The organism is Janthinobacterium agaricidamnosum NBRC 102515 = DSM 9628 (assembly GCF_000723165.1).
Taxonomy (GTDB): domain Bacteria; phylum Pseudomonadota; class Gammaproteobacteria; order Burkholderiales; family Burkholderiaceae_D; genus Janthinobacterium; species Janthinobacterium agaricidamnosum.
In genome coordinates this window covers 5,622,367-5,647,646 of the sequence record NZ_HG322949.1, presented here as the reverse complement: position 1 = coordinate 5,647,646, position 25,280 = coordinate 5,622,367, and the positions used below count along the sequence as shown (strand labels likewise).

Sequence of the window (25,280 nt, the reverse complement as noted above, 5' to 3'; positions counted from 1 at the left end):
ACGGGCAAAAAGGATTCAGCCCATAGTGTAACCGAGCGGCGCCCGTCTTCATGCCTGTCTGTACACGTTCATCGGGAAAGCTGGGTTTCTGCTGATGCCTGCATGCCGAAACCGTCACGCCACTGCCGACTTACCTAACAGCGCGCTAACCCCGCATAAATTATTGTGATTTCGGACTGCCATAAGCGGCGCTCTGCGGTGTTGCCCGCTGTGCTCGCACTGCGTCGCCACGAGCGTCTTCGGCGGCCCCCCCTCGGCGGCCTTCCCTCGGCGGCCTTCCCTGGCAGCGCATCCGCTCCTGTCCTTCATCAATTCACAATAATTTCCGGAGATAGGTGCTGAGCCGTGTTTACTTTTATTTTTTAGCTGTATTGCATTATTTATTTGATGTATATGACATTCATGATTTATTTTGAATTTGATTTATTAATGTTTCTTTGAAACAATAAGTTACATATGAAACTTTGTATTTTATGTATAGTCTTTTGACTTCAATTGAACCAGTCTATTTTTTGTAGACGAAAGGAAAAGTCATGACAGGCAATGCAGCGAACAAAGAAGGTGTTGCGGGGAGTTCTGGCCAGATACAGCAGCAGACATCCCTCACGAGGCGACAGCATGGCGCTGATTCTCCGTCCGAGGCATCCTTGTCAGAGCAGCAAATTTTTTGGCAACAGACACTGGCCGGCCTGCCTGCTTGCATCACGCTGCCGACTGCGCGGCCGCGTCTGGCTGTTTCTTCCTATCGTTATCAGCAGGTGACGGTGCGGATAGCAGCGCCCTTACAGCAGGAGTTGCATGCGCTGGCGCGCGCCAGCGAGGCTACGCTGTTAATGGTATTGCAAGCCGGTTTTGTCGTATTGCTCGGCAAACTGGGCGCCGGCGACGATATCGCCATCGGTAGTGCGGTTGCCGGCGTACCCTCTGGCGCGACGCACCATCCGCAGGTGCTGCGTGCCGACCTGTCGGACGATCCGTCAGCCAGCGCGCTGATCGGGCGCGTGCGCAAATATTGGCTGGCCGCTGACGCGCATCCGCAGCCATCGTTCGAGCAGCTGCTGCAATTGCTTGCTCCTGTGCACGCGTATCCCTGCCATCCGCTGTTTCAGGTGGCGCTGGCATGGAATACGCCACAGCATCCGCAATCCTTTGCGCACGACGGCGCCGCCCGTTGCGACCTGGTGCTGAACCTGGCCGAACACGCCGACGGTATCGGCGGCATCATCGAATATGCCAGCGAGCTGTTCGATCAGGCCGACGCCGAGCTGTTGTGGGCGCGTCTGCTGCGCGTGTTGCAAGCAATGACGGCGGCGCCGCAGGCGCGCATCGGCGCCATCGATATCCTGGCGCCGTACGAGCGCCAGCAACTCCTGTCTGACTGGAACGACAGCGGCCATGCGCTGCCGGATACCACGCTGGCGGCCCTGTTCGAGGCGCAGGCGGCGGCCACGCCGGACGCGATTGCGCTGGTGTTCGAGGATAGCAGCCTCAGTTACGCCCAGCTCAACGTGCGCGCCAACCGGCTGGCCCATTATTTGATCGGCCTGGGCGTCGGCCCTGAACAGCGTGTGGCGCTGTGCCTGCCGCGTTCGCTGGACATGGTGGTGACGCTGCTGGCGATCGTCAAGACCGGTGCGGCCTATGTGCCGCTCGATCCCGCCTATCCGGCCGCGCGCTTGCGCTGGATGCTGGACGATGTCCAGGCTTGCGCGGTGATCAGCGGCGCAGACCTGGCCGCAGGCGGCCTGTTCAACGATGGCGACCGCCTGATCGCGCTCGGCAGCGAGAAGCTCAATACCGCGCTGGCCGCAGCGGCGCAGCGCAATCCGCTTGCCGCGGACCTGGCGCAGGCGCCGCAAGGCGCGCATCCTGCGTATGTCATCTACACCTCCGGTTCCACGGGCCAGCCGAAGGGCGTGCTGGTGCCGCACGGCGCGCTGGTCAACCATATGCTGTGGATGAAGGCGCAATATCCGTTCACTGCCGAAGACCGCATGCTGGGCCGCACCTCGGTCAGTTTCGACGCCGCCGTGTGGGAAATCTGGCTGCCGCTGATTTGCGGCGCCCGCCTGCAGGTGCTGGCGTCGGCGACGCTGCAAGACATGGGCTTGTTGGCTGCCGCGATGCTGGACGCCGGCATCACGGTGGCCCAGTTCGTGCCGTCGATGCTCGATGCGGTGCTGGACGCCTTGCAAGAACACTTGCGCGATCCCGCGCGTTTGCCGGCGTGCCGGCTGCGCGCATTGTTCAGCGGCGGCGAAGCATTGCCGGCTGCGCTGGCGGCGCGGGTTGAAAACTTGTGCCGGGCGACGGTGGTGAATCTGTATGGCCCGACCGAGGCGACGATACAATCGGCGTCGCAGCTGTTCCGGGCAGAGGAAGAGGGCGGCGCCAGTGCGCACGTACCGATCGGCAAGCCGATCTGGAATACCCGGATGTATGTGCTCGACGCCCATTTGCAGCCGGTGCCGGCCGGTGTCACTGGCGAGCTGTATATCGCCGGCGCCGGCCTGGCGAGCGGGTATTGGAACCGGCCGGAGTTGACGCAAGAGCGGTTTATCGCTTGCCCATTCGAGGCGCCGGGCAGCCGCATGTACCGCAGCGGCGACCTGGCCAGCTGGCGCGCCGACGGCGTGCTGCAACATCGCGGCCGGGCCGACCAGCAAGTCAAGATCCGCGGTTTTCGCATCGAGCCGGGCGAGATCGAGGCGGCGCTGGCGCGCCAGTCCGGCGTGGCGCAGGCGGTGGTGCTGGTGCGCGAAGACCAGCCTGGCGAGCAGCGGCTGGTCGCCTATGTGGTGGCGCAGGCGGGCGGCCAGGATGACGATATCGGCCGCGACATTGCGCACGTCGAGCAATGGCAGCAAGTGTATGAATCGTTTTATGGCGCGGCCGGCGCCGGCGCATTCGGCGAGAATTTCGACGGCTGGACCAGCAGTTACGACGGCGCGCCGATTGCGCTGGCGCAGATGCGCGCGTGGCGCGAGGCGACGGTGCAACGGATTCGCCAATTGCAGCCGCGCCGAGTGCTGGAAATCGGGGTCGGCAGCGGCTTGCTGCTGGCGCCGCTGGCGCCCGATTGCGACGCATATTGGGCCTGCGATTTTTCCAGCGCCACCATCGACACGCTGGGCCGCCAGCTGCGCGAGCAGGGCGATTGGGCCGGGCGGGTCAAGCTGATGGCGCGGCCGGCCCACGTGTGGGACGACATACCGGCAGGCTTCTTCGACACCATCGTCATCAATTCGGTGATCCAGTATTTCCCCAGCGCCGCTTACCTGCTGCACGTTATAGAACAGGCGTTCGAGCGGCTGGCGCCGGGCGGTGCGCTGTTCATCGGCGACGTGCGCAACCTGCACCTGCTGCCGTGTTTCGCCAGCGCGGTGCAATTGCACAAGGCGCCAGTCGGCGCCAGCCGCGAGGATGTGCAGTGGCAGATCGGGCGTACGCTGGAGACGGAAAATGAGTTGCTGCTGGCGCCGGAGTTTTTTGCCGGCTTGCCGGCGCGGCTGGCCGGCGTGGCGACGGCGGAGATCGAAGTCAAGCGCGGCGGCTACGCCAATGAATTGAGCCGCTACCGCTATGACGTGGTATTGCGCAAGGGGCCGGTGCGCACGGTGGCGCTGGGCGATGCGCCGGTGCTGCAATGGGGGACGCAGGTTGCCGATCTGGCGCAATTGCGCGCGCATCTATGCGGCACGCCGGGCGCTGCGCTGCGGCTGAGCGATGTGCCGCATGTGGCGCTGGAGCGGGAATGGCTGGCCTGGCGCGCGCTGCAGGCGGACGATGCCGATATGGGCGCCTTGCAGGCGAGCTTGGGCGCTGCCGCCGATGGTGTGCTGGCCGACGACTTCGATGCGTTGGCGCAGGCGCTCGGCTACCGCTGCGCGGTGACGTGGAGCGGTGCCGGCGACGGCCGGCTGGAAGTGCTGCTGTGGCCTGTGGCCGGCGATGGCGATGCGGCGCCGTCGGGATTGTTCCGCCAGGGACAAGGGACGCGGCGCGCAGCGGCGCACAGCAATACGCCGCTGCGCGTCAACGCGGCCGGGCTGCGCCAGGCGCTGGCGGGCGATTTACCGGAATATATGGTGCCCTCGTCGATTGTATTGCTGGAGCGTTTGCCGCTGATGCCGAATGGCAAGCTCGACCGCAAGGCCTTACCGGCGCCGCAATTTGTTTCGGGCAAGGGGCGTGTGGCGCGCAATCCGCAGGAGCTGCTGCTGGCGACGCTGTTCGCCGAGGTGCTGGGCTTGCCGCAGGTATCGATCGACGACCATTTTTTCGAGCTGGGCGGCCATTCGCTGCTGGCGGCGCGGCTGGTGGCGCGCATCCGCAAGGCGCTGGGCGTCGCGCTGTCGATCGGCGATTTGTTCGAGGCGCCGTCGGTGGCCGCGGTGGCCGCGCGCTTGCAGCACTATGGCGCAGGCGCGCAGTTGCCGGCGATGACGGCGGCGCCGCGCGACCGGCCGCTGCCGCTGTCGTTCGCGCAGCAGCGGCTGTGGTTTTTGTACCGCCTGGAAGGGCCGAGCGCCACCTATCACGTGCCTTTTTCGCTGCGCCTCGAAGGCGCATTGAATATGGTTGCGCTGGAGCTGGCCTTGAACGACATCATTGCCCGGCATGAAAGCCTGCGCACAATCTTTCCCGATAACGGCGACATGCCCTATCAATTGATTTTAGCCGCCGATGACAGCAGGGCGCGGCTGGCGCTCGAAGTGCATGATGCAAGCGAAGCAACGTTGCAGCGAAAATTGCGGCAAAGCATAGCTGCGCCTATGTTGCCGGACAGCCAGATTCCGATCCGCGCCACCTTGTTCCGGCTGGCGCCGGAACGCCATGTGCTGCTGATCCTGACGCATCACATCGCCTCGGATGGCTGGTCGCTGAAGCCGCTGATGCGCGACCTGGCGCAGGCGTATGCGGCGCGCCTGGCCGGACAGGCGCCGGCATTCATGCCGCTGCCGGTGCAATATGCCGACTATGCGCAATGGCAGCGCACGTTGCTGGGCGATGAGGACGATGCGCATAGTTTGTTCGGCCGCCAAGGCCATTACTGGCGCCAGGCGCTGGCCGGCATGCCTGAATGCATCACGATGCCGGCTTCGCGTCCGCGTCCGGCGGTTTCTTCTTATCGTGGCGACAATTTGCCGGTCCATATTCCTGCCCCATTGCGTGACAAGCTGAATATCCTGGCACGCAGCAATGACGCGACGCTGTTCATGGTGTTGCAGGCGGCTTTTGCGCTGTTGCTGGGCAAGCTGGGCGGCGGCGACGATGTCGCCATCGGCAGTCCGATCGCCGGCCGCGGCGATAGCGCGCTGGAGGACCTGGTCGGATTTTTTGTCAACATGCTGGTGTTGCGCACCGACCTGTCCGGCAATCCGCGGGTCAGCGAGCTGATCGTCCGGGTGCGCGAGCGTTGCCTGGCTGCGTATGCGCATCAGGATTTGCCGTTCGACCGCCTGGTCGATATGCTCAATCCGACGCGCGCGCAAAACCACCATCCGCTGTTCCAGGTCGCGCTGGCGCTGCAAAACAATGCCCAGGCCGATGCGACGCTGGCCGGCCTTGGCGGCCGTGCACAGTGGATGGAGACCGATACCGCCAAATTCGACTTGCTGCTGAACCTGACTGAAAACGCCGACGGCATCGATGGCGTCATCGAGTATGCCTGCGACCTGTTCGACCGTTCCGACGTCGAGCTGCTGTGGGCGCGCCTGCTGTCCGTGCTGGCCGCGATGACGGCGGCGCCGCAGGAACAGATCGCCGCCATCGAGATACTGACGCCGGCAGAGCGGCAGCGCATCCTGGTCGAATGGAACGATAGCGCCCACCCGGTGCCGGATACCACGCTGGCGGCCCTGTTCGAGGCGCAGGCGGCGGCCACGCCGGACGCGATTGCGCTGGTGTTCGAGGATAGCAGCCTCAGTTACGCCCAGCTCAATGTGCGCGCCAACCGGCTGGCCCATCATTTGATTGGCCTGGGCATCGGCCCGGAACAGTGCGTCGCCCTGTGCCTGGAGCGTTCCATCGGCATGATGGTGACGCTGCTGGCGATTTTGAAAGCCGGCGCCGCTTATCTACCGCTCGATCCTGATTATCCGACCGGCCGCCTGCATTTTATGCTGGAGGACGCCACGCCACGCGCGATTATCACCGGCCCGGAACTGGCGGTGCGGCACAGGCTGGCCGGCAGCGTCGCGCTGATCATGCTCGACGGCGAGGAGATGGCCGCGCTGCTGGAGCGCCAGCCCGACGGCAATCCGCTCGATCATCAGCGCAGTACTGCGCTGACCGGCAAACATCCGGCCTATGTGCTGTACACGTCCGGCTCGACCGGCCGGCCAAAAGGCGTGGTGGTCGAGGGCAGCGCCATCATCAACCGGCTGCTGTGGATGGTGGATGAATACGGCATCGACGCCAGCGAACGCTTTTTACAAAAAACGCCGATCGGTTTCGACGTGTCGGTGCCGGAATTTTTCGCGCCGCTGATCAGCGGCGCCACGCTGGTGCTGGCCAGGCCGGGCGGACACCGGGATTCGGCCTATCTGGCCGAGGTGATTGTGCGCGAGCGCATCACCAGCGTGCATTTTGTGCCATCGATGCTGCAAAGCTTTTTGCAGGACAATATGCTGTCGGCAGCCGATAGCCGTCTACGGCGGGTATTTTGCAGCGGCGAGGCGCTGAGCACGGAATTGGTGCGGCGTTTCCACGCTATCTACGGCATCGCCTTGCATAATCTGTACGGGCCGACCGAAGCGGCGGTCGAGGTGACGGCGTGGACGTGTACCGACAACCTTGTCTCGGACGCGCCTTTTATGCCGATGGGGCGGCCGATCCGGAATATCCGCATGTATGTGCTCGATGCGGCGCTGCAGCCGGTTGCCGCCGGCGTCGCCGGCGAATTGTATATCGCCGGCGCCGGCCTGGCGCGCGGCTACTTGAATCGGCCGGAATTGACGGCTGAACGTTTTCCCGCTTGCCCGTACGGTCCGCCGGGCGGGCGCATGTACCGTACCGGCGACCTGGCGCGCTGGAGGGCGGACGGCGTGCCGGAGTTTCTCGGCCGCGCCGACCAGCAGGTCAAGATCCGCGGTTTTCGCATCGAGCCGGGCGAGATCGAGGCGGCGCTGGCACGCCAGTCCGGCGTGGCGCAGGCGGTGGTGCTGGTGCGCGAAGACCAGCCTGGCGAGCAGCGGCTGGTGGCCTATGTGGTGCCGGCGGCGGGCGGACAGGATGACGATATTGCCCGGGATATCGGACACGTCGAGCAATGGCAGCAGGTGTATGAATCGTTTTATCGCGAAACGCACGGCACCGTGTTTGGTCAGAATTTCGACGGCTGGACCAGCAGTTACGACGGCGCGCCGATTGCGCTGGCGCAGATGCGCGCGTGGCGCGAGGCGACGGTGCAACGGATTCGCCAATTACAGCCGCGCCGGGTGCTGGAAATCGGCGTCGGCAGCGGCTTGCTGCTGGCGCCGCTGGCGCCCGACTGCGACGCGTATTGGGCCACCGATTTTTCCAGCGCCACCATCGACACGCTGGACCGCCAGTTGCGCGAGCAGGGTGAGTGGCGCAGCCGGGTCAAGTTGATGGCGCTGCCGGCCCACGTGTGGGACGATGTGCCGATGGGGTTCTTCGACACCATCGTGATCAATTCGGTGATCCAGTATTTCCCCAGCGTGGCTTACCTGCTGCACGTCATCGGACAGGCGTTCGAGCGGCTGGCGCCGGGCGGCGCGCTGTTCATCGGCGACGTGCGCAACCTGCATTTGCTGCCGTGTTTCGCCAATGCGGTGCAGTTGCACAAGGCGGAGAGCGGCGCGGGACGCGACGCTGTGCGATGGCAGATCGAGCGGGCGCTGGAAACGGAGCAGGAATTGTTACTGGCGCCGGAATTTTTTGCCGGCCTGCTGGCGCGGCTTGCTGGTCTGGCCACGGCCGAGATCGAACTCAAGCGGGGCGGCTACGCCAATGAATTGAGCCGCTACCGCTATGACGTGGTATTGCGCAAGGGACCGCTGGCGACGGTGGCGCTGGACGCTGCGCCGGTGCTGCAATGGGGTACGCAAATCGCGGACCTGGCGCAGTTGCGCGCGCATCTGGGCCGCATGCCGGCCGGCCCGCTGCGGCTGGCCGGCGTGCCGCATGCCGTCCTGGAGCCGGAATTGCGGGCCTGGCGCGCGATGTCCGCCGATGATGCCGATATCGGCGCCTTGCAAGCAGGCTTGCACCAGGCGGACTTGGGCGGCATTCCATTGGTCGACGATTTTCATGCACTGGCACAGGACGTTTCTTACCGCTGCGCGGTGACCTGGGGTGGTGACGGCACGCTGGAAGTGGTGCTGTGGCCGGCGGCCGGCGGCGACGGCGTGCCGTCGGGCGTATTCCGCCAGCCGCCAACGCAACCGCTGCAGCGGCCGGCGGCGCTCGGCAATACGCCGCTGCGCATCAACTCGGCCGCGCTGCGCCAGGCGCTGGCCGCCGACTTGCCCGAATATATGGTGCCGTCAGCCATCGTGCTGCTGGAGCGCTTGCCGCTGATGCAGAATGGCAAACTCGACCGCAAGGCGTTGCCGGCGCCGCAATTCGTTGCCGGCAAGGGGCGTGCGGCGCGCACCCCGCAAGAACAATTGTTGACGGCACTGTTCGCCGAGGTGCTGGGCTTGCAGCAGGTGTCGCTCGATGACCATTTCTTTGAGCTGGGCGGCCACTCGCTGCTGGCGGCGCGGCTGGTGGCGCGCATCCGCAAGGCGCTGGGCGTCGAGCTGTCGATCGGCGACCTGTTCGAAGCCCCGTCGGTCGCCGCGATCGCCGGGCGCTTGCAGCATTATGCGGCGTCGGCGCAGTTGCCGCCGATGGTCGCGGCGTCGCGCGACCGGCCATTGCCGCTGTCGTTCGCGCAGCAGCGGTTATGGTTCGTCGCGCAGCTCGAAGGCGCGAGCGAGGCATATCACTTGCCGTTCAATCTGGAATTGTCGGGCGCGCTGGACCGGCAGGCCCTGGCGCGGGCCCTGGCGCGCATCGTCGAGCGGCATGAAACCTTGCGCACGGTATTCGTCGCGCGCGACGGCGAAGTCGAACAGCGCGTGCTGCCGGCCGGCGGCAGCGGTTTTGCGCTGGAGGTCGTCGATTTGTGCGGCGACGGCGCTATTCAAGCTGACATACCGGGTGAAATACAGGCTGAAGCGCTGCGCCTGGCCGGCGCAGAGGCGGCCTTGCCATTCGACCTGGAGCGCGGACCGCTGATACGCGCCAAGTTGATACGCGAAGCCGAGCAGGTTCACACGCTGCTGATCACGATGCACCACATCGCTTCCGATGGCTGGTCGGCGGCGGTGCTGGCCGATGAACTGGGACGTTTATATGCCACGTTCGCGCGCGGCGAAGCGGACCCGCTGCCGCCGTTGCCGCTGCAATATGCCGACTATGCGGTATGGCAGCGCCAGTGGCTCGACGGCGCATTGCTGGAGCGGCTGGGTAATTACTGGCGGCAAACGCTGGCGGGGGCGCCGGCGCTGCTGGATCTGCCGGCCGACCGGGCCAGGCCGGCACGCCAGGATCATCAGGGTGCGTCGCTGGCGCTGGAATTGGACGCGCCGTTGACAGCGGCGCTGAAGGCGTTGAGCCGGCGTCACGGCGCCACGCTGTACATGACGCTGCTGGCCGGCTGGGCCGCGCTGCTGGCGCGCCTGTCGGGGCGGGACGACATCGTCACCGGCACTTCGGTGGCCAACCGCGGACAGCTGGAAACCGAGGGCTTGATCGGATTTTTCGCCAATACGCTGGCGTTGCGGCTGGACTTGTCCGGCGCGCCCCGGCTCGGTGAATGGCTGGAGCGCATCAAACTCCAGACGCTGGCGGCGCAGCGGCATCAGGATATTCCGTTTGAACACGTGGTGGAATTACTCAAGCCCGAGCGCAGCCTGGCCCACAGTGCGCTGTTCCAGGTGATGCTGGTGTGGCAGAATACGCCGCAGCAGGCGCTGGCGCTGCCCGGCCTGGAAGTGCGGCCGCGCAAGCAGGACGGCGCGCGGCGTGTCAAGTTCGACTTGACGCTGGTGCTGCAAGAGTCGGACGGGCGCATCACCGGCGAGCTGGAATATGCGACCGCGCTGTTCGACCGGCCAACCGTGCAGCGCTACGCGGGCTACCTGCGGCGCTTGCTGGAAGCGATGACGGCGGCCGACGCCGCCGACCGGCCGGTGGCGAGCCTGGCGCTGCTCGATGCGGCCGAGCGGCAGCGTCTGCTGTACGACTGGAACGCCACGCACCAGGACTATCCGCGCCACTTGTGCGTACACCAATTGTTCGAACAGCAGGTCGCCCGCACGCCGCACGCGGTGGCCTTGGCGCAAGGTGATCAGCGCCTCAGTTATCTCGAGCTGGAAACGCGGACCAACCGGCTGGCGCACCGCCTGCGCGAACTCGGCGCCGCTCCGGACCGGCCGGTGGCGCTGCTGGCCGAGCGTAGCATGGACACGGTGGTCGGCTTGCTGGCCGTGCTCAAGTCCGGCAGCGCCTATCTGCCGCTGGAGCCGACTTATCCGGTCGAGCGCCTGCAATTCATGCTCGATGACAGCGGCGCCGCGATCCTGCTGGCCGGGCGGCAGCCGCCGCAAGGCTTGCGGGTCGCCGTGCTGCAGAAGCTGGAGCCGAACGACGCGGCGCTGCTCGATTATCCGGCCAGCCCGCCGGTCAGCGGCGTGACGCCGGCGCACCTGGTCTACATCATCTATACCTCGGGATCGACCGGGCAGCCGAAGGGCGTCATGGTGGAGCACCGCAACCTGATGAATTATCTGTGCGGCGCGCGCGGCTTTTTGCCCGATGCCGAACTGGATGCCACGGTACACGCGGCGGTCAGCTTCGATTTGACCAATACGAGCTTTTATCCGCCGCTGCTGTCGGGGCGCTGCGTGACCTTGCTCGATGCGCGGGAGCGCGAAATCGAGCGCCTTGGACAAGAGCTGGAGCAGCACCCCGGGCGCCTGGTCAAACTCACCCCCAGCCATTTGAAGGCATTGATCGGCATGGGCAAAGGCAGCGCCGCGGGACGCCTGGTGACCGTCACCGGCGGCGAGCCGCTGACGCGCGACCTTGTCCACGCGTGGCGGCAATTGTTCCCGCAAGCGGTATTGATCAATCACTATGGCCCGACCGAAACCACGGTGGGCGTGTGCACCTATCGCGTGCCGGCGCTGATGCCGAACCTGGCCATCCCGATCGGCAAGCCGATCGCCAATACGCAAATCTATCTGCTGGATGCGTATGGCGAACCGGTGCCGCCCGGCGTTGCAGGCGAACTGTACATCGCCGGCGACAGCGTGGCGCGGGGTTATCTGAACCGTCCGGAATTGAACGCCCAGCGTTTCCTGGACAATCCGTTCGGCGCCGCCGGATCGCGCATGTACCGCAGCGGCGACCTGGCGCGTTACCTGCCGGACGGGAATATTGAATTTCTGGGACGCAACGATGCTCAGGTCAAGCTGCGTGGCTACCGTATCGAACCGGGCGAGATCGAAGCGCAGCTACTGCTACATCCCGGTGTGCGCGAAGCCGCAGTGCTGGCGCGCGAGGAAGTATCCGGCGACATGCGGCTGGAGGCGTATTTCACGCCGCGCGCCGGCGCGCCGGCGGCCGATGCGCACCTGTTGCGCGCTCACCTGCAGGCACTGTTGCCGGACTATATGGTGCCGGCTGCCTATGTCAGGCTGGAACGCCTGCCGCTGACACCGAACGGCAAGCTGGACCGCAAGGCGCTGCCGGCGCCGGACGCCGCCGCGGCATATGCGGTGGAGACGTATGCCGCGCCACAAGGGGAACTGGAGCAGGCGGTGGCGCAGATCTGGGCCAAGCTGCTCAAGCGCCCGCAAGTCGGCCGCAACGACCACTTTTTCGCGCTCGGCGGCCATTCGTTGCTGGCGATCCAGGCGGTGGCCCGCGTGCGCAAGGCGTGCCAGGTGGAGGTCACGGTGGCCGACCTGTTTGCCCAGCCGGTATTGTCGGCGTTCGCCGCCGCGCTGGCGGGCGCCGGCACGGACCAGGCCCCGCCTGTCGTCGCGCTGCCGCGCGAGGCCACGCAAGCGCTGCCGCTGTCGTTCGCCCAGCAGCGCCTGTGGTTCCTGGCCCAGCTCGACGGCGCCGGCCACGCGTATCATGTTCCTTCCGGCTGGCGCTTGGTGGGCGCGCTCGATAAGCCAGCGCTGGCCCGCGCGCTGCGCCAGATCGTGGCGCGCCACGAGGCGCTGCGCACGGTGTTTGCCGCGGTCGATGGCAAGCCGCAGCAGCGCGTGCTGGCGAATGACTTCGATCTGCCGCAGATGGACCTGGCCGGAGCGGCCGATGCGCAGCATGAAGTGCGCCGCCAGGTCGAACAGGAAGCGGCGCTGCCGTTCGACCTGGCGCGCGGGCCGCTGTTGCGTGCGCGCCTGCTGCGCGTGTCGGAACAAGACCATACGCTGCTGATCACCATGCACCACATCGTGTCGGATGGCTGGTCGGCCGGCCTGCTGGCGCATGAACTGGCCAGCTTGTACCACGCCTTTGCGCGCGGCGCGGACGACCCCTTGCCGGCCTTGCCGGTCCAATACGCCGATTATGCGCTGTGGCAGCACCAGTGGCTGGCCGGTCCCGTGCTGCAGCGCCAGGCCGCCTATTGGCGGCAAACGCTGGCCGGCGCGCCGGTGCTGCTGGAGCTGCCGCTGAACCGGCCGCGTCCGGCGCGCCAGGATTATGCCGGCGCCACGCTGGCGCTGGCATTCGATGCGCGCCTGACGGCGGCATTAAAAGCGTTGAGCCGACGCCACGGCACCACGCTGCATATGACGCTGCTGGCTGGCTGGGCTGTTGTGCTGGCCCGTTTGTCGGGCCAGTCCGAGGTGGTGATCGGCACGCCGGTGGCGAATCGCCCGCGCGCCGAGGTGCAAGACTTGATCGGATTCTTCGTCAACACGCTGGCGCTGCGCATCGATCTATCCGGCGAGGTTGCGTTGGAGGATGTGCTGCAGCGTACCAAAACCAGCGTGCTGGCCGGTCAGGCGCACCAGGATTTACCCTTCGAGCAAGTGGTGGAATTGATGCGGCCCGAACGCAGCCTCGGATATAGTCCCTTGTTCCAGGTTATGTTCGCGTGGCAAAACGGGGCCCAGGAAACGCTGGCGCTGGCCGGCCTGCATGCCGAGCCGGTGGCGCCGGCGACGCGCATGGCCAAGTTCGACCTGACGCTGGCGCTACAGGAATCGGATGGACAAATTGTCGGCGAACTGGAATACGCGAGCGCGCTGTTCGACGCGACGACCATCGAACGGCACGCCGGCTATCTGCGGCGCCTGCTGGAAGCGATGGCCGGCGAGCTTGCGCCGTCCACGCCGGTGCTGCGCTTGCCGATGCTGGGAGAGGAGGAACGCGCGCTGCTGCAGGCCTGGAATGCGACGGCGGCGCCGTTCCCGGCCCAGTTCTGCATGCATGAATTGTTCGAGCAACAAGCCGCGCGCGCGCCCGACGCGTCGGCGCTGGTGCATCAAGACGGCAGCCTCAGTTACCGCGCGCTGAATGCGCAGGCCAACCGGCTGGCGCATTATTTGCGCCGGCTGGGACTGGCGGCCGACCAGCGCGTCGCACTCTGTATCGAGCGTGGCCCGGACATGATCATCGCCCTGCTCGCCATCCTGAAGGCGGGCGCGGCCTATGTGCCGCTGGACCCGGCCTATCCCGACCAGCGGCTGGCCTATATGCTCGGCGACAGCGCGCCGGTACTGCTGCTGACGCACGATGCGCTGCGCGGCCGGCTGGCCAGCCTGGCCGGCGACGCCGCGCCGGCGCTGCCGCTGCTGGCGCTCGACGCCGATGCGCCGCTGTGGGCGGCAGCGCCGCCAGATGACCTGGGGCGCGGCGCATGCGGCGCCGGCCCCGCCAGCCTGGCCTACGTGATCTATACGTCGGGCTCCAGCGGCGCGCCGAAAGGCGTCGCCGTCGAGCATGGCGGCCTGGCCAACCTGGGCGCGATGCAGGCGGCGCAGCTGGAAGTCGATGCGGCCAGCCGTATCCTGCAGTTTGCGTCGTTCAGCTTCGACGGCTGCATTTTCGAAGTGGTGATGGCGCTGTGCAACGGGGCCGCGCTGTACCTGCATGGACAGCGCGAGATCCTGGCCGGCGACGCGCTGGTCCAATTTGTCGCGCAGCACCGCATCACGCATGCGGTCCTGCCGCCGACGGTGGTGGCGGCGCTGGCGCCGCAAGCGCGGCTGGAAACCATCCGCGTGCTGATCCTGTCGGGCGACCGGCTGCCGCCCGAAATCGCGCGCCGCTGGAGCCAGGGGCGCCGCCTGATCAACGGTTACGGACCGACCGAGGCCACCGTGTGCGCGACGCTGCACGATATCGACCCCGGCGGGCAGGGCGAACCGCCGATCGGCAAGCCGGTCGCCAATAAACGCATCTACATCCTGGATGCTGGCGGCGAACCGGCGCCGATCGGCGCGACCGGCGAGATTTATATCGGCGGCGTCGGCATCGCGCGCGGCTACCTGAACCGTCCCGAATTGACGGCCGAACGCTTCATGCGCGATCCATTTGTCGCCGATCCCGCCGCCAGGATGTACCGCAGCGGCGACCTGGGGCGCTGGACGGCGCAGGGCGACATCGATTTTGCCGGACGCGCCGATGGCCAGCTCAAGCTGCGCGGTTTCCGTATCGAAGCGGGCGAAATAGAAAGCCGGCTGGCCTCGTATCCCGGCGTGCGCGAGGCCGCCGTGGTGGCGCGCGAAGATACGCCGGGCGACAAGCGACTGGTGGCGTATTACGTGGCGGAGGTGGCGCACGATCCAGCGCCCGAGGTGGCGCAACTGCGCCTGCATTTGCAGGCGGTGCTGCCGCAATACATGGTGCCGGCCGCCTATGTGGCGTTGCCGGCCCTGCCGCTGACGGTCAACGGCAAGCTGGACCGCGCGGCGCTGCCGGCGCCGCAGCAGCAAGCGTACCAGCGCCAGCATCACGCTGCGCCCGAAGGCGCTGTCGAGGGCGCGCTGGCCAGCCTGTGGCAAGAACTGATCGGCGTCGGCCAGGTCGGCCGCGACGATAATTTCTTTGCGCTGGGCGGCCATTCGCTGCTGGCCATACGCCTGGTCGACCGCGCCGCAAGACTTGGCGTGCCGCTGGCGCTGGCCGACCTGTTCGAGGCGCCGACCATCGCCGGCCTGGCTGCGCGGATCGCCTTGCGGAGCGATGCCGGCGCCGGGCCGGAACGGTCGGCGCTGCTGCTGCGGCCGGCCGCCGCTGGACATGCGCAGCGGCCGCTGTTCCTGTTGCACGACGGCATGGGCTTGCTGTTGTATGCGCACATGCTGGCGCCGTTGCTGGATGCCGGACTACCGGTATATGGCTTGCCGGCGCTGCCGGTCGACGCCGCGCCGGACGGTTTCTTCGCGGCGGCGGCGCGCAATATGATCGGCATGCTGCGCGCGGTGCAGCCTGAAGGGCCGTACCGCATCGCCGGCTGGTCGTTCGGCGGCTTGCTGGCGTATGAAATGGGCGTCCAGTTGCTGGCGGCGGGGCAGGCGGTCGAATTTCTCGGCTTGCTGGACGCCAGCGCGGCGATCAGCGGGTATGCAGCGCCGGCTGGCATGGCGCCGCCCGGCGCCGCCGCGACCGGCCATGCAGGGATAGACCATGCCGCTCGGCCGGCGGCGTTGCGGCCGCATCTGTTCGCGGCCGGCGACAAGCCCGATGCGCGGCACAGGATGAACGATCTGGCCGATGGCTGGCGCCGGCTGCTGGCGCCGGGAGCGCTGACCATCGTGCAAGTGGCGGGCGACCATCACTCAATGATACAAATGCCGCATATCGACGGCCTGGCGCGCGCGCTCAATGCCGCCATCGCCGGTCTTTCCGGATTGTCGGCCAGCGATGACATTTAACCAAGGACAAGGTACTTTTATGCATTCCTCAGACTTTTTTACCGATCCCGACGCTTACGGATTTGACGCGTCGGTCAAGCTTTCGCTGCTGCGCGGCGGCCAGAACCTGCCGCTGCTGATACAGCCTGCACACGGCGGCCTCGATCCGTTCGCCTGGCCGGCGCCGCGCCGCGCCGCCATTGAAGCGGCCCTGTGTCGGCATGGCGCGATTTTGTTCCGCGATTTCGGCTTGTCTTCCGTGCGCCAATTCGAGTCGTTCGCTGAAGCGCTGTCGCCAGGCCTGTACGGGGAATACGGCGACTTGCCGAAAAAAGAGGGCGGCGAGCGGGTATATCGTTCCACTCCTTATCCCGAGCAAGAGATGATCCTCTTTCACAATGAAAGCGCGCATCTGGAAAAATGGCCGCGCAAGCAATTATTTTATTGCGAGCAGGCGTCCCGCGAAGGCGGTGCGACGCCGCTGGTCGATATCCGGCACATGTTGTCGCGCTTGCCGGCCGGCCTGGCCGACAGGTTCGAGCAGCAAGGCTTGAGTTATGTCCGGACTTTCCAGCAAGGGCTTGATTTGTCGTGGCGGGAATTTTTCAAGACCGATCAGCGCGGTGAGGTCGAGCAGCGCTGCCGGACGGCGGGCATCGCCTACCGCTGGCTGGCTGGCGATATTTTGCAGACGCGTAGTATATGTCCGGCGGTGATACGCCATCCGCTGACTGGCGAACGCGCCTTTTTCAACCAAGTGCAGTTGCATCATCCCCATAGCCTGGGCAGCGAAGCGCGCGACGATTTGATCGACGTGTTTGGCATCGACGGCTTGCCGCGTAATGTCTGTTACGGCGACGGTACGCCGATCGAAGACGAGGTCATGGACTTGCTCGGACGCCTGTACGAAGAATCCGCAGTGCGTTTCAACTGGCAGCAGGGCGACGTGATCATGCTGGACAATATGCTGGTGGCCCATGCGCGCGATCCCTATGTTCCGCCGCGGCAGATCGTGGTGGCGATGGGCGAGATGGTTGAGCGTTCGGCGGTGTGGCGGCCGGAGCCGGCGTAGGCGGGGTTGCCAGGCGATGTGAAGCGTTGCGCCGCCTTGCAGAGGAAAGGCGCGTCACCATTAACTTCCATCAGTGGGCCAGGGGCGCGCCGAAGCACAAGCATGCAGCGCTCCAGTGGTCTCTGTGGCGGCGTTGCGGAATGCTCCGTCGTTGCCTGGCGCCGCTAAGAGCCAGGTTTTTCAAGGTCTTTGCATTTCGTCCGTTCTCCTCTGGAGAAGTGCTTATTGATGAGATTTTTTACTGAAACAGATCGTTAAAAATCAGCGAAAAATAGCAGCGTTTCCTATGAAAATCAATGAAATCAAATGCTTAGCGCCTTGAAAAACCTGGTTCTTAGAGCCTATCCCAGTAGTGAGCGTCTTCTGCTGGCAGCGCATCAGCAGCGCGGACCAGGCGTGAGGAGGAAGCGTGGCGGGCCACGCGACGACGATCAACGCAGTCCCCGCTGCTGAGGGGCGCCAGCAGGGGACGTATTCATCTACTGGGATAGGCTCTTAGAACGCTTGGCCAGCCGCCTCAAGCTGTTCAAGCCCGTTAATAGCCGCTGCGGCTGCACGCGGGCATCGAAGACCAGGACGATTTGCTGGCCGATTTGCGCGCGGCGCTGTAAAAATACCCGGCGCCTGGATAAGCGGCGCCGCCTGCCTGCCATAATCTGCTACGCTGCAAGCGCACCGTCGCACGTTTCCATGGTCGTCATCATGAGCACTATCGCCCATCGCACTATCGTCGATCTTCTCGCCGCAAGCCGCATCATCGCGGTGGCCGGCCACCAGGTGGCCGCCTACCTGCTGGCCCACGGCTACCGTATCCTCCCCGTCAATCCCTCGTATGCCGGCCGGGATATTCTCGGCCAGCGCTGTTACGCCACGCTGGCCGCCGCCGGGCTCGATGTAGTGATGGACCATTGCCTTAAAATCGAGCACGCCAGGCTGGAGGCAGCATGAAAGTACGCGACAGATTCCGCGCCGCCAGGCAGCTCAGGCTGAGCGACGAACAGGCCGGTGCGATCTTGCTGGGCGCCGCCACCAAGGCCGCCAACAAGAAATTGACCAAGGCCCAGTGCAAGGCGCTGGACCGCGAGGAAATCGCCGCGCTGACGGCGCAGATCGCCGCATGCCAGGACATGCTGTACGCGCAGCGCCGCCAAAAAGTGCTGCTGGTCTTGCAGGGCATGGATACGTCCGGCAAGGATGGCACGGTGAAGGCGATGTTCAGCCATATCAATCCGATGGGCATCCGCGCGGTGGCGTTCAAGGGACCGACCGATATCGAGCTGGCCCACGATTACCTGTGGCGGGTGCACCAGCATGTGCCGGTCAAGGGCGAGATCGCGATCTTCAACCGCAGCCATTACGAAGACGTGCTGATCACGCGGGTGCAAAACTTGATCGACAGGAAGGAATGCCAGCGCCGCTATGGCCATATCCGCGATTTCGAGCGCATGCTGAGCGAAACCGGCACCATCATCGTCAAGGTCTTCCTGCATATCTCGAAGGATGAACAGCGCGGCCGCTTGCAGGAGCGGCTCGACGATCCGAATCGGCAGTGGAAATTCGATCCGAACGACATCGCCCAGCGCAAGCTGTGGGACGGCTACCAGCGCGCGTATGAAGCGGCGATCGCCGAAACCGATGCAGACCACGCGCCGTGGTACGTGGTGCCGTCCAACTCGAAGACCCAGCGCAACCTGGTGGTCGCGTCGCTACTGCTTGAAACCTTGCAGGCGCTGAAGCTCGATTACCCGCCGCCGGACCCGAAATTGTCGTCTTTTAAAGTCAGTTGACGCAGACTGCAGCAAAGGCCGGGCTGTGGCATAGTATCCCCCGTCGATATGCAAACAGACCGGAGATATACATGCTGCAATTGAAAGATGCTTCCTTGCTGCGCCAGCAGGCTTACCTGAACGGCGCCTGGGTTGACGCCGACAGTGGCCAGACGTTTGACGTGAGCAATCCCGCCAGCGGCGACATCATCGGCAGCGTGCCGCTGATGGGCGCCGCCGAAACCCGCCGGGCGATCGAGGCGGCCAACGCCGCCTGGCCGGCCTGGCGCAAGAAAACCGCCAAGGAGCGCGGCGCCGTGCTGCGCCGCTGGTATGAGCTGATCGTTGAAAACAGCGACGACCTGGCGCTGATCATGACCACCGAACAGGGCAAGCCGCTGGCCGAAGCCAAGGGTGAAATCCAGTTCGGTTCCGCCTTCATCGAATGGTTCGCCGAGGAAGCCAAGCGGATTGCCGGCGACACGCTGCAATCGCCGTGGCCGGACCGCCGCATCGTCGTCGCCAAGGAGCCGATCGGTGTGTGCGCCGCGATCACGCCGTGGAATTTTCCGTCCGCGATGATCACCCGCAAGGTCGGCCCGGCGCTGGCCGCGGGATGCCCGATGGTGTTGAAACCGGCCGAAGCGACGCCGTTCTCGGCGCTGGCGCTGGCTGTGCTGGCCGAGCGCGCCGGCGTGCCGGCCGGCGTATTCAGCATCGTCACGGGGGCGCCGAAGGACATCGGCGCCGAAATGACCGGCAATCCGATCGTGCGTAAATTAAGCTTCACCGGTTCGACCCAGGTCGGGCGTTTGCTGATGCAGCAATCCGCGCCGACCGTCAAGAAACTGTCGCTGGAACTGGGCGGCAACGCGGCCTTCATCGTGTTCGACGACGCCGACCTGGACGCCGCCATCGAAGGCGTGATGGCGTCGAAATACCGCAATGTCGGCCAGACCTGCATTTGCGCCAACCGCATCTATGTGCAAGACGGCGTGTACCAGGCGTTCGCCGAAAAACTGGTGGCCGCGGTCGCCACGCTGAAGGTTGGCAATGGCGCCGAGGCGGGCACCACCCAAGGTCCGCTGATCGACGACAAGGCGGTGCAAAAAGTCGAGTCCTATGTGGCCGACGCGCTGGCCAAGGGCGGCCGCCTGCTGGCCGGCGGCAAGCGCCACGCGCTGGGCCACAGCTTTTTCGAGCCGACCGTGATCGCCGACATGACGCACGACATGCGCGTGGCGACCGAAGAAATCTTCGGCCCGCTGGCGGCGCTGTTCCGCTTCCAGACCGACGAGGAAGTGGTCGCGCTGGCCAACGACACCGAATTCGGCCTGGCCTCGTATTTTTATTCGCGCGATATCGGCCGCATCTGGCGCGTCGCGGAAGGCCTGGAAACCGGCATGGTCGGCGTCAATACCGGCTTGATTTCCAATGAAATCGCGCCGTTCGGCGGAGTCAAGCAATCCGGCCTCGGGCGCGAAGGGTCGAAGTACGGCATCGACGATTATCTGGTCATCAAGTACATCTGCATGGGCGGGATTTAAATACGGGAATACTTGCAGTTACGGCTTGCTTGACGTTCTTTCAGTGCCTATCTCAGAAAACGACGCATTCCTTACTGAGATAGGTTTTTAGAAAAATCCGCAAAAAAAGGTTCCAAAAAGGTCGGGGTGGTTAAATACATTATAACCGTGTCGGCGGGAAGTTTTATGTTCTCAACTGCTTACGCAGCATGCTGACTAAGACAGGCGAAAATGGCTCAAGGTATCCATTTTCAGGTTGTGATATTTCATTGATGAGTAATTCGATAACTTCGTCGTCTTCTGGCTGTAAATTTTCAAAATTATTACCATAATGATTCCACATCAATGCATCACATAGCTGTTTTCGTCTGGAAATCAGAGCTTTGTTTTTATCCTCGGAGTCTCCCAGATTTAATACGCGAATAGCTTCCTTGGCACGGTCTGTACTACCCTCCACCCGGCCACTTAACTTGAAATGTAATTCAGTTTCACACTCGTGCATCAGTGGCGTCAACGGTAATGATTGCGAGCCATGGGCATCACCACATTGCTTCTTGGTATTGCAACTGGCTACCAGATTATCATGATCAAGAGTCTTGGTATTATGAGTTGCCTGTGCCTGTAAATGTTCGTTGTGACATTCATCAATACTCGGAAGCTGTTGGCAACAAAATGCACATAATCCGTGTTGCTCATCCAGCAGGGATTGCCGTATGGCGCGTCTGGTTGGATCATCAATTTGAATATAACGGCCGTTGGGATTTTTTCTTTTCCAGTGTGTGAGCTCGATACATTCTTTTCCCTTGTCAATTCGCCGCACGTCGTATGACCTCCTTGCGCAGTAATAATCTGGCTTTGGCCAGTTCAAGATTTTGAGACGGTAATTCCGTTTCCATCTGAGCCATCAAAGCTTTTGCTTCATCCAATTTTCCATCTTGAATGAGGTCCAACAAGTCATTGAGCCGTTTCGTGACGGTTGCGTTGCGGATATGGGTATTCATGACATCCAGGAGGACGGTATTCGCGTCTTGTCCGTATTGCGAGGGAACGTGTGTTAAATCTCCATCGTTCAGTGCGTAAACAAGGATGTCTTTGCAGTCACTGATTACCAAGGGAGAATGCGTGGTGAGAACAAACTGGCAGTTCGGGAACGTGCTCGTCAGACGCTCGATGATCGTGCGCGCCCATTGTGGATGCAAATGCATGTCAACTTCATCAATTAACACCACTCCGTCACCGTGCAGCGGGTTTTCCATTTCCGGATTTAACATTGCTAATCGACGTGCAATATCACCCACCAAAGCCATGAGCGATTTTTCACCCTGAGATAATTGTGCGACATTGAGTGTTTCGCCAGATTTATCAATCGACATATGCAGTCTGGGTTTGCGACGTACCTTCAGATCGCTAAAGTCCGGCATGAAACTGGTGATGGCATTACGGACCGCTGTCAATTGAGGATCTTTGGATAATTCCTCAACTTCTTTCACAATTCTCAAAACATCATTTAATATTTTAAACTCTTTTTTTAGCCCTTTCCAATCGGAAAATTCGAGCTTGTCCAAGCGTTCCTGCGATCCGTCTATGAGATCAAAAATTCCAGTGATCCGTTCAGGTTCGTTAATGAGCAATTCCGATAGGGCGTTCTCCTTGCCAACTTCGTTTTCCATATCTTCTCTGTCGCGGAACCACTCGAAGAAGCGTCGGAAATCCACTCCTTGGTTCAATGAATTTTCGTAGCCATCCAGCTGAGAAAAAGAGTGTTTTCCCTTAATTTTGAGCGGAATATCCAGTACAGAACGCTCTACGGGATAAAAAGCGATCAAGGGCAGGCTAGTCTTTTCGTTGACAGAAAGTAAGCTTCGATACTTGTCTGAAAGACGGGAAACGTCAATAAGTTGTGATGCATGCTCTCCTTTCCTACCCGACCGACTTTTGGCCACTACCCAATTGAACTCTTCCTGGTCGGATAAGGAAAGTGTGATCGCTGCCGATGAAGCTCCGTTCAGGATGGCTTCTTCCGAAATAGGATTACCGCTGCCTTTGTCGCTACGAATGCGAGCTCCCAGCCAACTGAGTGATGTCGCCAAAGCCTTCAAGATGGTGGTTTTACCACCTCCATTCTGTCCAATGAGGATCGTTACATTGGATGGAACTGAATTGGTTGGGGCCAGTGACAGGTCTAGCGTTTTAAAACGGCCCAAGTTAGAGAGGCTAAGTTGCTTGAGTTGCATGGTGTCTTTCTTTAAGTCGCAGCAACGGAAAATGAGAGCATCACTTGCTGGTAGGCAACTTCCACGCGGTGCCTTACCTGTTCTGTACGCTTGTTGAACCGAAGGTGGATTTTATCATTCAGGTAACGAGCAGCTGACAAGTAGACGTAGTTTTTCTCGCGGACAAATAAGAAACCTTCGGCGTGAAAACGTCCACATCATCTATCTTACGTTCCTTCCACAAAGTCCATTTTTTTGATTGTTCAAGGTCTATACGCTTCCTTGATGCATGATCATATGTCAGAAGCGGCCTGTGTCAGGCCGCTTCGTTATGTTATAGCATCCTCAATCACTGCGGCAAGTTGGCCACCGCCAGCTTCGAACCGCGCGGCGCGGCCAGGCGGTCGAGCATGGCCTTGACCGCCGCCATTTGCACGCTGGTCTTGGTGTAAAAGTTCGGCATCAGCGCATTGGCGCTGGTGTAGCCCCAGAAATCCCAGCAGCCATTCGGATTGTACGGAACGTAAGGGCTGGGGTTTGCTTGCGGATACAGCACGATGATGTTGTTGGTATCGGCCACTTGGTTATAACCGGTGCGGGCGTAAAAATGGTCGCCGATGGTTTCCGCGCCTTGCTGGCAGCCGTGGAACGCCACATGGACCTTGCAGCTTTGGCTGTTGCACGCTTGCGGGATATACGCGTAGGCGGTGTGGCTCATGCTCGACAGCGTGCTGCGCACGAAGCTGCTCTGGTTGAAGGCGATGATCTTGCCGCTCAACTTGGTGGCCGGCGGATTGAGCGGCGCATAGATCTGCTGCAGGATGTCGCGCGCCTGCACGAAGTCGCAATCGTTGATGTAGGGCGACTTGGTCACCGCGCACGCCTTGTCCTGGCTGCTGTCGGTGAGGATGGCGTGGCCGGCGGCGACATTGGTGACGTAGCGGATCTGGCTGTCCGGCGTGCCGGCCAGCTGGTAAAACGCCTTGGTCTGGTTGACCACCTGGGTGATCACGGTTTCATCCTTGCTGCCGCTGAAGATATACACTTTTTGCTGTTTGATATTGCTGGTCGGATCGATGTCGCCGCTGCGCTCGAAGTTTTGCGCGGCGCTCCACAACACGCTGGGCACCGGCGGCGGCAAGTTTTTCGACGCCGGGTCCATGCAAGTGGTCATGGCGTTGATCAGGTAGGGCGTGTAGTAGCCGATGCTGGGTGCGCCGGCGCAGTAAAACGGGCCGCCGGCGACGATGCCGGCGCCGATCACGGTGCCGGAATAGGCCACCGCGAATTGCGCCGCCATGAAGGCCCCCGACGACAGGCCGGACACCGAGGTCTGGCTGATGTCGGCCTGGTAGGCGGGCAGCGCGGCCGGATTGGCGGCGTGGCTGGCCAGCGCAATCTGGCCGAGCACGATGAAACAAGCGGTTTTCAACGGAAGTGTATGCATGGTATGGGCCTCCTGGGGGAATAGGGCACCTGCGGCGCGGGGTTTTTGATCGAAAATCGAGCTTAAACAAAAAATCCCGGCGCTGGCCGTGTACTGCCCAAGTCTTGAGATTGATCAAAAGTGTGGCTGAGCTTGCTCAAACCGCGATATCCCTGCGTGATGGCGGCGTTTGGCATAGAATGATTTTTCTTTTCCCTTTTACCCATATGGCCGCCATCATGTCCAAGACCCTTGCCACGCTGTTCATCCTTTCCTCGCTGTCCGTGCTGGGCACGGCGCCGGCATTCGCCGCCGGCCCAGCCGTTGCCGGGGCCGCCGCGGCGCCCGCAACGGAAGCGACCGCCTGCCCGGCGATCCTGAAGCAAACCTTCAACCGCCTGCAAGACGAAGCGCCGCAAAACCTGTGCCAGTACGCCGGCAAGGTCGTGCTGGTGGTGAATACCGCCAGTTATTGCGGCTTCACCACCCAGTACGAAGGACTGGAAGCGATGTACGCCAAATACGGCAGCAAGGGCCTGGTCGTGCTGGGCTTCCCCTCCAACGATTTTGGCAAGCAGGAACCGGGCACCAGCAAGGAAATCGCCGATTTTTGCTATAACACCTATGGCGTGAAATTTCCGATGTTTGCCAAGTCGGTGGTATCGGGCCCGCATCCGAATCCGCTGTATGCCGATTTGATCAAGATCACCGGCAAGACCCCGGCCTGGAACTTCCATAAATACCTGATCGACCGCAACGGCAAGGTCCTCGAAAGCTTCCCGAGCAAGGTCACGCCGGACGACAAAAAACTGGTTGGCGCCGTCGAAAAAGCGTTGGCGATGTAAGCCATTGAAATCCGGGGCGGCCGACTCAGCTGGCCGCTCCCGTCTCGTTTTATTGAAGTCGTCTGAGCCTGGTCAAACTGACCGTCGGTTTGTCTTTTGTTCAGCTTGTTTCAACGTGATTCCCTGCCTAAGCTGCCTGATTTGTCATTCACAGACTTATCAAGGAGACTCTCATGGCGTATGTTGATGGTTTTGTTGTTCCCGTCCCGAAAAAAAATCTCGATGTTTACCAGCAAATGTCGCGCAAGTGCGGCGCGATCTGGCGCGAGCTGGGTGCGCTGGAATTTCGCGAATGCGTGGCCGACGACGTCAAGCCGGGCAAGCTGACGTCATTCCCGCAAAGCGTCAACCTGGAAGATGAGGAAGTGGTGGTGTTTTCGTGGATCGTCTATGAATCGCGCGCGCAGCGCGATGAAATCAACGACAAGGTCATGAAAGACCCGCGCATGGCCGACATGATGAAGCCGGAAGCGATGCCGTTCGATGGCAAGCGCATGATCTACGGCGGTTTTATTATGCTGGTGGACGTTTAA

Annotated in this window: 10 protein-coding genes; 7 read left to right on the top strand and 3 right to left on the bottom strand. The window is 62.7% G+C overall.

The window, feature by feature from the left end; all coding sequences use genetic code 11:
- Positions 1 to 647 precede the first annotated feature (647 nt).
- The 5 genes from GJA_RS24400 to GJA_RS24380 all read left to right on the top strand — a co-directional run bounded on the left by GJA_RS24400 (position 648) and on the right by GJA_RS24380 (position 20,284).
- Positions 648 to 15,920, top strand: coding sequence for a non-ribosomal peptide synthetase (locus tag GJA_RS24400; RefSeq protein WP_167541145.1), 15,273 nt, complete (start codon positions 648 to 650; stop codon positions 15,918 to 15,920).
- Between the two features lie 19 nt (positions 15,921 to 15,939).
- Positions 15,940 to 16,971 (top strand): TauD/TfdA family dioxygenase, encoded by a 1,032-nt coding sequence (locus GJA_RS24395; protein WP_051781299.1) that lies wholly within the window; start codon positions 15,940 to 15,942, stop codon positions 16,969 to 16,971.
- A gap of 702 nt (positions 16,972 to 17,673) precedes the next feature.
- Complete coding sequence (locus tag GJA_RS24390) at positions 17,674 to 17,919, top strand: CoA-binding protein (protein ID WP_081905678.1); 246 nt, start codon at positions 17,674 to 17,676, stop codon at positions 17,917 to 17,919.
- Positions 17,916 to 18,758, top strand: a complete 843-nt coding sequence (locus GJA_RS24385) for a PPK2 family polyphosphate kinase (protein ID WP_038497615.1) — start codon at positions 17,916 to 17,918, stop codon at positions 18,756 to 18,758. Before GJA_RS24390 ends, GJA_RS24385 begins: the two co-directional genes overlap by 4 nt.
- A 71-nt stretch (positions 18,759 to 18,829) precedes the next feature.
- Positions 18,830 to 20,284: an NAD-dependent succinate-semialdehyde dehydrogenase gene (locus GJA_RS24380; protein ID WP_038497614.1), complete on the top strand. Its 1,455-nt coding sequence runs from the start codon at positions 18,830 to 18,832 to the stop codon at positions 20,282 to 20,284.
- A gap of 163 nt (positions 20,285 to 20,447) precedes the next feature.
- On the opposite strand, the gene GJA_RS26935 is transcribed toward GJA_RS24380, so the two are convergent.
- From GJA_RS26935 to GJA_RS24370, 3 genes are all read right to left on the bottom strand, one after another.
- On the bottom strand, positions 20,448 to 21,083 hold the full coding sequence (locus tag GJA_RS26935) for a retron system putative HNH endonuclease (RefSeq protein ID WP_081905556.1): 636 nt from the start codon (positions 21,081 to 21,083) through the stop codon (positions 20,448 to 20,450).
- Positions 21,070 to 22,497, bottom strand: coding sequence for an AAA family ATPase (locus GJA_RS24375; protein WP_038497613.1), 1,428 nt, complete (start codon positions 22,495 to 22,497; stop codon positions 21,070 to 21,072). The genes GJA_RS26935 and GJA_RS24375 overlap by 14 nt, the downstream gene beginning before the upstream one ends.
- A 328-nt stretch (positions 22,498 to 22,825) precedes the next feature.
- A complete protein-coding gene (locus GJA_RS24370) occupies positions 22,826 to 23,923 on the bottom strand; it encodes an extracellular catalytic domain type 2 short-chain-length polyhydroxyalkanoate depolymerase (RefSeq protein ID WP_051781298.1) in 1,098 nt (365 codons plus the stop codon).
- Positions 23,924 to 24,141: 218 nt separating this feature from the next.
- Here GJA_RS24370 and GJA_RS24365 point away from each other — a divergent pair, with 218 nt between their 5' ends.
- On the top strand, positions 24,142 to 24,747 hold the full coding sequence (locus tag GJA_RS24365; RefSeq protein WP_038501005.1) for a glutathione peroxidase: 606 nt from the start codon (positions 24,142 to 24,144) through the stop codon (positions 24,745 to 24,747).
- Between the two features lie 173 nt (positions 24,748 to 24,920).
- Complete coding sequence (locus GJA_RS24360) at positions 24,921 to 25,280, top strand: DUF1428 domain-containing protein (protein WP_038497612.1); 360 nt, start codon at positions 24,921 to 24,923, stop codon at positions 25,278 to 25,280.